Origin of the sequence: Burkholderia sp. ABCPW 14 (assembly GCF_001523835.1) — a bacterium.
GTDB lineage: Bacteria > Pseudomonadota > Gammaproteobacteria > Burkholderiales > Burkholderiaceae > Burkholderia > Burkholderia mayonis.
Genome location: NZ_LOVS01000175.1, coordinates 1 through 11,837, shown reverse-complemented (window position 1 = coordinate 11,837; position 11,837 = coordinate 1). Strand labels below are relative to the sequence as shown.

Genomic DNA, 11,837 nt, shown 5'->3' with positions numbered 1-11,837 from the left:
ACCGACTGATGGAACCACTCGGCTATATCCCGCCCGCTGAAGCTGAGGCAAACTACTATCGGCAACTGAAAACCGCTGCCGCTGAAACCGCATTAACTTAAACCAACCAGCCTCCACGATTCCCGGGGCGGTTCAAGGTGCTGAACATCTACAGCTGTAGTACTAAGTGTGACCGCGTGTTCGGTCGTGAACGGGCGAGTCCAGACGCTACGCCAAGTTTTCATCACACCACTGAATTGCCCATGCTCGGGCATAGATAATGGCGTCGTCTTTCAGCGGAAACACACCGAGGTCGCCCGACTGGTGAACGCTTCCGCGCCGTTCGCCGACTTCTCGATCTCGCGAAACAACAGCTCGTGCGATGAATTGGCCGTCAACTGAGCGAGGCGTGCAATTGATGTGGAATGATCTGTAGTCGAACTGCATGAACATCTCCTTTCGGGTGGAGAAATCCGGCACGGACATTTCAGCTAGCTCAGAATAAAAAACGGAAGCGGCCATTGTTGGCCGTCTCACGAGCGCGCCGTCTAGCTGTACGTCTAAACCTTCAACCTGCGTGTGCTGCTGACACTGGATCACTTCCAATTCGTCGTTGTGATCGTCATTGCCGTCGACGGCAACCAGTGTTTCACCCGGTAGCAGTACGTCACGTACCGTATTCGCGCGGGAACGCGCGTATAGAACTCTCCACGACGATTACCGCGAAGTCGATGAGGGCACAACGGCCGGAACTCGGTAGCACTACGCATAGATTCCTGACTGGCGCGACGTTGTGCCGACTTGCCGATTCGGTGCAACAGGCGCGCCATCTGGAACGTTCCGCATTTACAAGACAAACATTGCCCGCAAGACTCGGCAGCGAAGAATTCGACGTAGCGCGTGACTTCGCGGCACGATACTCGTGCCCATCGCTGATGACGATTATCGCGGTGGTTCCAAGGTGCGAGCGCGCGGGAGCGTACGGAGACAAAATCCAACGACACATCGAGGTCTGCCGCCGTCAAAAGCGTGTTCGACTGCCCGCCAGTGAACACGGACTTGATAGTTTTGCCGCCCAGCATACCGCCGCCGTATGTGAAGATAAGCTCCCGGCGGCTGGTGCCCATCGGCCGTTCGTAAAGGCGGGGATCGAGCACATCGCACGACAGCGAATAGAGCTTCGTGCCGCATGCATTCGCGATGCCGAGGGCGCGATAGGCATACGGGCCTTCGCGAAGGATAGCCACTGCGCTTCTTCCGTTCGAGCCGGCACATTCTGTGCGATGGCATCGACTGCCTCATTGCGCTCCGCCCCGCCGGGCGTGTGCTGTGACCAATGGACCGTGCCGTCTCGCTGGGGATCGAGGGCACCGCGCCGCGCGGCGCAATCGCGGCGTGGCACGCGTGAGCATCGTAGGCGCCATCTGCACTGATGGTGCAGATGGGTTCTTCGGCAGGGATCTGATCGAGCAGTTCAGGCAGCACTTCGTTGTCGGCGACGTCCTGATGCGTCATCAGCGCCGCTCGGAGCTGACCGGTGCTTGCGTCGAGCGCCAAATGTACATTGTGCCAGGTTCGGCGCTTCGAGTAGCTGTGCTGACGAACCTTACGTTCGTCTGCGCCGTAGAGCTTCGCGCCCGTGCGGTCGACCACAAAGTGCAGCGACGCGTGGTTGCGGATGATCGGCAATTGCGCCTGCAACGTTTGCGCGCGACAGCACAGCGTCGTGTAGTTCGGTACCGGCAGATCAGCGAAGGCCAGGTTCCGCTGGCTTTGTGCGAAACCCTGAAGCGCTCGCAGCGGCAGGCGAAACATCTGCTTGAGCCCGAGCAGAGTTTGGATGACCGAATCGGCATTCACGCGGGTCGACCCCGCTGTTGCGGCACACGCTCGGGTGCCTTGATCAGTTCGCTTTGCTCGATCCACATCGTCACGTTGCCTCGAATGATCAGGCCGGCGTTGTAGGCCGACCAGTTCCGCGCGCGGTAGCTCCCCTTGGGCTGCCGTGTCCTACGTGTGCCCTTGCGTATCGTCTCAGAAAAAATCGAGAATATACACGGGAGTCCGAATTGTCTCCGGTAACGCCGCTCGGGCTGCTGCGTGTATACATCAGCCCCCGGAGCGGCGGGAGGCCGATTTATGCGACAACGCCTTCCAACTCCTCATTGAGAGGGGGCTGCCCACAGCAGTTGGCACATGAAAAGCAAGGAGCGAGCCACCTGCATGGCACATTGACGTCAGATAGGATGAAATGGCTTGGCAGCGCAGACGAAACAAGTAGCCTGAATCGTCAAGATGAGGTTGAACATCCCAACCAGCTCTAACTTTCGTCCGGATTTTCGGACGATTCATGTCGCCCCCATTCTGAAAAACGAACGCAATCTGCCGTGGTATCGGGGATTTGTGATCAAAAACAGCGACATGGATTCAGTTTGATTGGTGGCACGACGCTTGCTATTTATCCCGGGACGTCAGGCGTGTTCCACGCTGAACTGTGTGGAGCGAAGAATGGCAACCATATGCCAGCAGTAATCGTCATCTCGGTGGCACCCAAGAAATAGTTGCAAGTGTATTGGTATGTCGGATCTCGGCTTGTTGTTTCATATTATCTTTCGAACTGTAAGATAAGCTGCTGAGCAATTCTGACGGCGGTTTTGCTCATTGTTTGCCAAATTTACGAGGAATCGATGACTACCGTTCAAGACACTGAAAGTTAGGAATACAAATTATGGACCACGTCGCAAGATGTCCGAATTCGTCTATCCTAGATCGGCAATAAGTCCAGAATAAAATTTCGCCATTAAGTTATGGAGATGAAAGTCGTGTGTCATATTCGATGCTAGCGGATAACGTTTTATCAGAATTTCAAATTTAAATTTGAAGTCGACTCAGAATAGGTAAACCGGAAAATGATTGGCAAATTGCTCATGACTCAGCCGGAAATCGCACTATTCGCAAGCCTTGGAATCGGATATTTCATTGGATCGTTTCGAATTGGACCTGTTCAGCTTGGCGGCATATGCGGCACGCTGATCGTCGCATTGATGCTTGGTCAGAGCGGGGCGCGACTGGCGCCGGATTTGAAAAATATCGCTTTTGCGCTGTTTATCTTTGCGTTGGGCTTTACCGGTGGCCCGCAATTCTTCGCCAATATGGGTCACGGCTGGCGCTACGGCCTGCTGTCGATCGTCGAAGTCGTCTCAGTACTGGTGGTTGTGATGATCGCGGTCGTCGCGCTGCGCCTCGACGCGGGTACCGCCGCCGGGCTGCTTGCTGGTGCGGCCACGGAATCCGCCGTGATCGGCACGGCTTCGGAGGCGGTTGCGAAGCTAGGCTTCGTGGACGCTGAGACGGCGCGGCTGCAGGCCAACATCGTGACCGCTTACAGTGTCAGTTATCTGTTCGGTATGGTCTCGATTGTGCTATTCACCAATCAATTCGCGCCTCTGCTGCTGCGAGTCAGCCTACGTGACGAAGCAGAACGTCTGTGGCGCAAACTGGGGGGGGACGGCGCATTCGACGATGGCCAGCGCACGGCAGCACCGTCGCTAGTCGGCCGCGTGTTTCGGGTCGAGGCGGCGGCGGGCATGGCAATCGCTGCGCTAGAACAGCTGTACGGCAACAATTTCACCATCGAGCGAGTCGAGCGTGGCGACGTGGAGTTGCCGATTGAGCCGCGGCTGACACTTGCTATTGACGACCTCGTGTTGGTTGTCGGACGACGTGAAGAGCTTGTTACGGCCGCACCGTGTATTGGCGAAGAAGTAACCGGCGTCGGCTTCGGCGCGGTCATTGTCGAATCCGTCGACGTGGTACTGACGCGCCGTGAGGTGCACGGGCTGACTGTCGCGCAGTTACGTGAGCGGGCGGCGCCTGAAGAGGGGCGAGGTGTATTCATCGCAGCCATCACGCGTCTCGAGACAGTAGTCCCCGCGCTGCCCCGCACGGAGCTGAAGCATGGCGACGTACTGTCGTTGGTCGGCAAGAAGGCAGATCTCTTGCGCTGCGTGCGCCAGCTCGGCTACGTGCTCGAAGCGACCCAGAAGACGGACTTCGTCTATCTCAGCCTTGGCGTACTCGCGGGGATGGCGATCGGCCATCTGGGCGGCAGGATAGGCGGCGTGTCGATTGTGTTGGGCACCGGTGGCGGTTGCCTGCTGTCTGGTTTGTTGTTCGGTTGGATTCGATCTCGGTATCCGCGAGTCGGTTCGCTGCCATCCGCCGCCGCGCAAGTCCTGAAGGATTTCGGACTCGCTACTTTCATTGCTGCCGTCGGCCTTTCGGCCGGACCGGACGCAATCAAGCTCGTGCGCGAGTATGGCTTCGCGCTGCCGCTCGCAGGAATCCTGATGGTGCTCGTGCCCGGGCTGCTGTCACTGTGGATCGGCCGCAAGTTTCTCAAACTCGAAACGCCGATGCTACTCGGCGCTATCGCCGGTCAGCAGTGCAGCACGCCGGCGATCAGTGCGCTCATCGGCGCGGCCGGCAATTCGACGCCGGTTATCGGCTACACCGTCACCTATGCGTTGTCAAACATCCTGTTGCCGTTGATGGGGCCTCTCGTCGTCGGGCTGGTCGGGAAGTCCGGATGAGCGATGCAAGCATGCGAGTGGACCCTGAACCTATCGCGTAGTCAGTACCGCGGCACGTGATTACCACAACGTGCGCGCAATTGAAGTGCCAAAGGCTATCCTTTCAAAGCGAGGACACGATGGACTGGTTACATAATATCTTTCACAAATCGCCCGAGGTCGCGCTATTTCTCTCGCTGGCTGTCGGATACTTCATTGGCCAAATCAACTTTGGCAAGTTCCAGTTGGGTGGCGTAGGTGGTTCGTTGTTGGCAGCGGTCGTCATTAGTCAGGTAGGCGTGTCGATCGACAACGGCGTGAAGGCCGTGATGTTTGCCGTCTTCATCTACGCGGTTGGCTACGACTCGGGTCCCGGCTTCTTCAACTCACTGAACCGCAAGACGCTGCGCGAAATTGCGATGGCGTCATTTCTTGCCGTCTCGGCACTCTTTACAGTCGTAGTGTGCGCGAAGCTCTTTCACCTGAACAAGGGGCTTGCGGCTGGCCTTGCAGGTGGTGCACTCACGCAATCGGCGATCATCGGCACCGCAGGCGACGCGATCGCCCGCCTCGGGTTGCCAGCCGATCAGGTGAGGGCACTACAGGCCGACGTGGCGATCGCATATGCAGTTACCTATGTGTTCGGCTCATTGGGGGCGATTGTCGTGTGCGTGAACATCCTGCCGAAGTTCATGGGCCAAGAACTGCGCGAAGCATCGATCGAAGCAGAAAAGGAACTGGCCGGCGACGTCGCTCCGACTGGATCAGGGCAACTATTGGCGCTGCCGGAGCTGGTCGGGCGCGCATATCGCGTGAGTCATGCCGCAGGCCGGACGATTTCGGATATCGAAGTGAGCCAGAACGATCTGATCACCATCGAACGCATCCGCCGGAATGGCAAGACGGTAGAACCGCGACCGGGCACTGTACTTGAAAAAGACGACGTGGTGCTCATCGTCGGTCGTCGCGAGGGAATGGTCGACGCGGCACCGCTGATCGGCGCGGAAGTCGCTGACACAGACGGTATCAGCGTCGTGATGCAGTCCCGTCAGGCGGTTTTCACTCGCAAGGGCATGAATCGCACGACGATCGCCGCGGCGCGGGCGAACATCGACCGGGATCTGCGCCGTGGCGTTTACATCGAGAGTGTAACGCGTGCCGGTCAGCCGCTGCCGGTCTTGCCGGAAACGCGAGTCGAACACGGTGACGTGATTACATTCTATGGCACGCCGAAGGACACGAAGCGCGCGGTGGAGGCAGCCGGCTACGAATTGCCGTACTCCAACAAGACCGATTTCATTTATATGGGCGTGGGTCTCGTGCTTGGCTTGATGATCGGACTGGTCGTCATCAAACTTGCGGGCATTCCGCTCACGCTCGGGGCGGGCGGTGGTTGCCTATTGGCAGGGCTGCTGTTCGGTTGGATGCGCGGAAAGCATCCAATGTATGGTGTGATGCCGTCAGCGGCATCTCAATTGCTGAAGGATTTTGGGCTTGCTGCGTTCGTCGCGATAGTCGGTCTCAATTCTGGTTTGCGGGCAGTCGTGACGGTTAAACAAAGCGGCATGACGATTTTCCTGCTCGGTGTGTTCGTAACGCTTTTCCCCCTGCTACTGACAATGCTCTTCGGCCGCTATGTGCTGCGTTATAAAAATGCTGCGATTCTGGCCGGTGCGCTATCCGGTTCACGCAGTGCCAATCCCGCGTTCGGTGGCGTGCTTGACAAGGCCGAAAGCGCAGTCCCGACCGTGCCGTTTGCGATTACCTACGCGATTGCCAATGTGCTGCTAACGCTGCTCGGGCCGCTCGTCGTAGGGCTCGTTTGATGTATCGGTAACACTTGGCTGCTACTTTTTTCTCGCGCTGGCGCAATCGCAGGACGGCGCGCTACGCCGGCGCACTTCGCCCTCACTGGAGAATGCATCATGGCAAATGACAATGGCGGTAGTGGTAACGAACAGCTAGCCGCCCTCAGCCCGTTCGAGCTGAAGGACGAACTCATCAAGGAAGCCGGTGGCGGCGCGGTCGAGCGTCCCGCAAACGTGTCGATGCTCAACGCAGGCCGTGGTAACCCGAACTTCCTCGCGACGATCCCGCGCCATGGTTTCTGGCAGCTCGGCCTGTTCGCGATGCGCGAAGCGGAACGTTCGTTTGCATATATGCCAGAAGGTGTCGGTGGCTTTCCGAGGCGCGATGGGCTAACCGAGCGTTTCGACTTATTCGTGCGCGAGAACGGCGGCGTGCCAGGCATCGACTTCCTGCGCGGAGCCGTCTCGTATGTGCGCGACCAGCTCGGGCTGTCGGCTGGCGATTTCCTATACGAAATGTGCGAAGGCATTCTCGCGTCGAACTACCCGGTACCGGACCGTATGCTGAAGCTATCCGAGATCATCGTGGGGCAATATCTGCGCCGCGAGATGATCGGTAAGTATCCGTTCGTCGGCGAATTTGACATCTTCGCGGTGGAAGGCGGTACTGCTGCGATGACTTACATCTTCAACACGTTGCGTCAGAATTTCCTGATCAAATCCGGCGACACAATTGCTCTCGGTATGCCGATCTTCACGCCGTACATCGAGATTCCAAGCCTGAACGATTACCAGCTGAAAGTCGTCAATCTGAACGCCGACATTGAAAGCGGCTGGCAGTATTCGAAGCAGGAACTCGACAAACTTCGAGATCCGAAGGTGAAGGCGTTTTTCCTCGTGAACCCGAGCAATCCCCCGTCGGTGAAGCTCAATGATGAGAGTCTCGAATACATCGCGGACATCGTCAAGGAACGGCCCGACCTAATCCTTCTAACCGACGACGTGTACGGCACTTTTGCTGACGATTTCGTATCTCTGTTCGCGCTCGCGCCAAAAAACACGATCCTCGTGTATTCGTATTCGAAGTATTTCGGCGCAACCGGCTGGCGGCTTGGCACGATCGCTACTCACCGCGACAACGTACTCGACCAGTTGCTTGCCAAATTGCCAAAGGACGTGAAGAAGGTGCTGCATGCACGCTACGAATCGATCACGACAGAACCGGACCAGTTGAAGTTCATCGACCGGCTGGTGGCCGACAGTCGTACCGTCGCGCTGAACCACACGGCAGGCCTGTCAACGCCACAACAGGTGCAGATGGTGCTGTTCTCGCTATTCTCGTTGATGGATACGCCCGATGCGTACAAGAACGCGCTGAAGCGTCTAATCCGCAGCCGCAAGCAGGCGCTGTACGAAGAAATCGGCATTTCGTTCGAGGACGGCGATCCGAATCAGGTCGACTATTACACGATCCTCGACATCGAGTTTTTCGGCGAGCGAATGTTCGGACGCGAGTTCGTCGAGTGGCTGTTCAAGAACATCGAACCTTCTGAACTACTGTTCCGTCTCGCGCGCGAAGCGCGGGTCGTGCTGCTGCCGGGGCGCGGCTTCGGTACGAAGCATCCATCGGGGCGTGCGTCGCTCGCCAACTTAAACGAATCCGATTACCGGAAGATCGGCCGCGCTATGCGCAAGCTGATCGAGGAATACGTCGATCGCTTCAACGCCGCGACGGGCCGGAAGTTAGACAAGAGCAATGTGAAGTAACACTGAGGTAGCGTGTGCCGTGCCGGGTAAGCTAACACGATCGCCCGATCGTCTCACGCTCAACTTGGGAGAGCTTATGTAGTCGAACCTAAACATTTCTTGAAGTCTTATGGGGCAAGGCTTTTCGGCCTGATCCGAAAGCGAAGCGCGATCGAGCCCGCCATCGGTAACATGAAGGCGGACGGACAACTTGATCGGAACTGGCTCAAAGGTGCGCTCGGTGGCGTGATTCAGGCGGTGCTGTGCGGCACCGGTCACAACTTGCGGATGATCCTCAGGAAGTTGTGGCTTTTTTGCGTTTTCGTTCTATTCGATCGGGTTAAACGTTCCTTTGCTACGATCTCAATTGAATGAGAACGGACCCAATGCACAGAGAATTGTTCAGGCTCGACTATGTAAGCAAAATCAGCTGCATTTATTCTGTAAATTGCTTTCCTATTTATATCGATGAAGAGGAATAGAGATCATGAAAAATGCTATATCTGCACAACGGCAGCTCAAGCATTACGGGATGGTGTACCTGTTGGGTACGACAGTCATTCTGGCGATGGTATTCCTATATGGTGCTCGTCTACAGGCCGCAGAACCAGCATCCACTGGAGCCGAGAGCACGGTTTCGCGATCGTCAGCGGGTTTGCCGCGTGTCATTGTGCTCGCAACAGGTGGAACCATCGCAGGCCAGGCTGATCCGCGAGGCGCAAATGCCTACAACGCCGGCGGTGTGAATGCTCAGCAGTTGATTCAGGCTGTTCCGGGCATCGACAAGCTGGCAAACCTGAGTGCCGAGCAGGTCGCGTCTATCGGATCGCAGGATATGAACGATAAAGTCTGGTTCAAGCTTGCCCGTCGAATTCAGCAGATTTTTGATCAGCATGAAGCGGACGCGGTTGTTGTAACGCATGGCACCGACACACTCGAAGAAACGGCTTTTTTTCTGGATAATGTGCTGGCTACCGATAGACCTGTCGTATTGGTGGGTGCCATGCGCCCGTCGACAGCGACAAGCGCGGACGGGCCCAACAATTTATACGATGCGGTGAAAGTTGCGGCCAGCCCTCAAGCTTTAGGGCGTGGCGTGATGGTGGTGCTCAACGAAACGATTCAAGCCGCACGTTGGACTACTAAATCCAATACAACAAGCGTTGAAACATTCCGTTCACCGAATGCGGGACCTATTGGCTATGTTGACCATGCCAGCGTTAGGTTTATAGGCGATCAGAACACTATATTTTCGACAAAATATGAACTGCCGGCAGGCGATAAATTACCTCGCGTCGAAATCATTTACGCACATAGCAATATGGATGCCGAACAGATCGATGCTGCAAGTAAGGATGCAAAAGGTATTGTTCTCGCTGGCGTTGGTGATGGCAACGCATCAAAAGAAGCGTTGGCCGCACTTGAAAGAGCTGTTCATAAAGGAATTTTGGTTATTCGCTCCGCGCGCGTCGGATCTGGATTCGTCAATCGGAATGTCGAAATTAACGATGACAAAAGCGGATTTGTTGTAGCGTTTGATTTGAACCCACAAAAGGCGCGCATTCTTGCTCAGTTATTGATTGCCAACCACGTCACAGCGCCAGCTCAAGTGCAAAAGGCATTTTCGGCTGGATGGTAGAAACGTTGATTACAGCTCCGGCTCTCGGAAAGGGATGGTGACTGTTTAATGTTGGATATGAACCCGTTTGAAAATTCATTGATGTTCGATTCGACGTAACAACGAGCTGTCCTTGGCGATATGAGTCATAGCCTCGGACACGTCGATACGCTGCTCGTAGTCGCGCACCAGACGACGTCAGCGAACCATCCAGCCGAAGGTTCGCTCCCCCCAACGACGTGGCAGCACGGCAAAGCCCACCTGCTGTTCGTGGCGGTATACCATCTCAACCACGAAATCCGGGGTTGCCGCCTGATCCATCAGTGCTGTGCGGCCATACGCGCCGTCGGCAAATAGGTGCTTGCACGCCGGACGCCAGCGTCTTCTCACGGCCTCCAGCACCGACTTCGTACCGGTACTGCCGGCAGTGTCGGCCGGTGTGAGGTTGAGAACGAGGCGATGCCGGAGGTTGTGCAACCGACGCGACGTCGGCGGCATAGTAAGGAGTTCAAGGCGCATGAACCGCGCCGGATTTTGACGAGGGTCCAACTCTTGAGAGAAATGGTATGGACGCCTCCCTTCCGCGTCGTGAGGCACCGGCCTTCGACATGAGCCTGCTCATAGTGCAAGATGATATGGATCTTCACGGCTGGACTTGCCCCTGCATGACCGGACACGCGGTCACGCTTAGGTTGGAGAATTTGCTTGCTGGCGAAACTCGCGTGGCGAGCGGTATTTCAGGGCACTGTGCGGATGCGACTCGTTGTAGTGGCCGAACGCAATGGCCAGATTCTGCAGCGCCGTTCTGGCGTCGGGCTTGGGCATCCACGAAACGTAATCACGTTTCATCGTCTTGACGAAGCTCTCGGCCATTCCGTTGCTCTGCGGACTTCTGACGGGTGTCGTGACCGGCCTCAGGCCGATTTTCCGCGAGAACGTCAGCGTCTCGTCGGCAATGTAGCAGGAACCGTTGTCGCTTAGCCACTCGATTTCGCTGTCAGCCTTCAACGCACCGGCGAAACGGTTTTCGACCGCCTGAAGCATCACGTCGCGCACCATGTCGCCGGTGTAACCGCCAGTGGTCGCGGCCCAGCTCATGGCTTCCCGGTCGCAGCAGTCCAGTGCAAAGATGACGCGCAAGGGGGCGCCATCGTCGCAGCGGAATTCGAAACCATCCGAACACCAACGGACGTTGCTCCTGTCCACCGCGACCTTGCCATCGTGCCGGCGCGTAGATGGGGCATGACGAGGTCGGCGTTCGAGCAGCAGGCCGTGGCGACGCATGACGCGATACACTCGTTTTGCATTGACACGCGGTTGGCCCAGCGCGTCCCGGCTTCGCCTCAGCAGCGCCCATGCCCGCCGGTAGCCATACGTGGGCAGGTCGGCGACCAATTCGCGAAGTTCGATGACGAGCGGCATGTCATCCAGAACGGACGTCTTGCGCCGGTCGACCCATTCAGCGGGGCGCTTTGATTTGACCGTGAGATTCGAGCGCGACACACCCAGGACTTCACAGACCGTCTTCAACGGTCGTCCCCCGGCAGCAATGGTGAGCGCGCAATCAATTTTTTTGCTCGACCATACTCCACTGCTTCGCGGAGAATTTCCACTTCCATCGTTTTCTTGCCCAGCAGCCGCTGGAGTTCGCGAATCTGCTTCATCGCTTCGGCCAGGTCCGATGCCGGAACCACCTGTTCGCCGGCACTGACTGCCGACAGGCTTCCATCCTGATAGAGCTTGCGCCACGCGAAGACCTGGTTGGCATTCACCTGATGGCGACGGGCAACACCGGAAACCGTGGCACCGGGCTCGAACGTCTCGCGCACTATCGCGAGCTTTTCTTCGACAGAACGCCGGCGACGCTGCTCCGGCTGGGTCAGAACTTCGACAGGTTCTACGTTTTGACTGGGCTTAAACATAGGCAGAAGACTACCTCATAATTTAAGGTTCATCGCAGTAAACCGTGGAGGGTTTGATGGAGATTGCGTAACCTGACGCCTGATTCTATAGAGGTCAGGAGGAAGAATTGCACGATCGCAAGGCACTTCAGGCACTGGGCGGCTGGACCGGCTATCGGTTGGAGCGGGTGGAATGGCCGGAAGGAGGCGGCGG

Annotated in this window: 6 protein-coding genes and 4 pseudogenes; 5 read left to right on the top strand and 5 right to left on the bottom strand. The window is 57.0% G+C overall.

The window, feature by feature from the left end; genetic code table 11:
- Positions 1-207: 207 nt before the first annotated feature.
- From WS62_RS35075 to WS62_RS36995, 3 genes and pseudogenes are all read right to left on the bottom strand, one after another.
- A complete protein-coding gene (locus tag WS62_RS35075) occupies positions 208-426 on the bottom strand; it encodes a hypothetical protein (protein ID WP_082721315.1) in 219 nt (72 codons plus the stop codon).
- Positions 427-646: 220 nt separating this feature from the next.
- Positions 647-1,220: pseudogene (locus WS62_RS38455) on the bottom strand (NADH-ubiquinone oxidoreductase-F iron-sulfur binding region domain-containing protein); the annotation flags it as partial.
- 46 nt (positions 1,221-1,266) lie between these two features.
- A pseudogene (locus tag WS62_RS36995) lies at positions 1,267-1,839 on the bottom strand (IS5 family transposase); the annotation flags it as partial.
- 1,049 nt (positions 1,840-2,888) lie between these two features.
- On the opposite strand from WS62_RS36995, the gene aspT (WS62_RS26765) reads away from it, so the two are divergent.
- The 5 genes and pseudogenes from aspT (WS62_RS26765) (at position 2,889) to WS62_RS35060 (ending at position 9,743) form a co-directional block, all read left to right on the top strand.
- Complete coding sequence (gene aspT, locus WS62_RS26765) at positions 2,889-4,571, top strand: aspartate-alanine antiporter (RefSeq protein WP_066577330.1); 1,683 nt, start codon at positions 2,889-2,891, stop codon at positions 4,569-4,571.
- Between the two features lie 119 nt (positions 4,572-4,690).
- The gene (aspT, locus tag WS62_RS26760; RefSeq protein WP_066577327.1) at positions 4,691-6,376 is read left to right on the top strand and encodes an aspartate-alanine antiporter; all 1,686 of its coding nucleotides are present in this window, start codon (positions 4,691-4,693) and stop codon (positions 6,374-6,376) included.
- Between the two features lie 99 nt (positions 6,377-6,475).
- Complete coding sequence (locus tag WS62_RS26755; protein WP_066577324.1) at positions 6,476-8,125, top strand: bifunctional aspartate transaminase/aspartate 4-decarboxylase; 1,650 nt, start codon at positions 6,476-6,478, stop codon at positions 8,123-8,125.
- 120 nt (positions 8,126-8,245) lie between these two features.
- Positions 8,246-8,479 (top strand): annotated as a pseudogene (locus WS62_RS26750) (IS5/IS1182 family transposase); the annotation flags it as partial.
- A gap of 193 nt (positions 8,480-8,672) precedes the next feature.
- Complete coding sequence (locus WS62_RS35060) at positions 8,673-9,743, top strand: asparaginase (protein WP_442855107.1); 1,071 nt, start codon at positions 8,673-8,675, stop codon at positions 9,741-9,743.
- A gap of 75 nt (positions 9,744-9,818) precedes the next feature.
- Here WS62_RS35060 and WS62_RS26740 read toward each other — a convergent pair.
- A pseudogene (locus tag WS62_RS26740) lies at positions 9,819-10,178 on the bottom strand (transposase); the annotation flags it as partial.
- A 231-nt stretch (positions 10,179-10,409) separates the two neighbouring features.
- A protein-coding gene (locus WS62_RS26735; RefSeq protein WP_156441152.1) for an IS3 family transposase occupies positions 10,410-11,644 on the bottom strand; the annotation gives its coding sequence in 2 pieces (ribosomal slippage) (positions 10,410-11,290 and positions 11,290-11,644; 1,236 coding nt in all).
- Positions 11,645-11,837 lie beyond the last annotated feature (193 nt).

Bases quoted from the DNA above. Each gene is read 5' to 3' on its own strand.
- WS62_RS35075 (WP_082721315.1), bottom strand. From the start codon at position 426: ATGCAGTTCGACTACAGATCATTCCACATCAATTGCACGCCTCGCTCA.
- aspT (WP_066577330.1), top strand. From the start codon at position 2,889: ATGATTGGCAAATTGCTCATGACTCAGCCGGAAATCGCACTATTCGCA.
- aspT (WP_066577327.1), top strand. From the start codon at position 4,691: ATGGACTGGTTACATAATATCTTTCACAAATCGCCCGAGGTCGCGCTA.
- WS62_RS26755 (WP_066577324.1), top strand. From the start codon at position 6,476: ATGGCAAATGACAATGGCGGTAGTGGTAACGAACAGCTAGCCGCCCTC.
- WS62_RS35060 (WP_442855107.1), top strand. From the start codon at position 8,673: ATGGTATTCCTATATGGTGCTCGTCTACAGGCCGCAGAACCAGCATCC.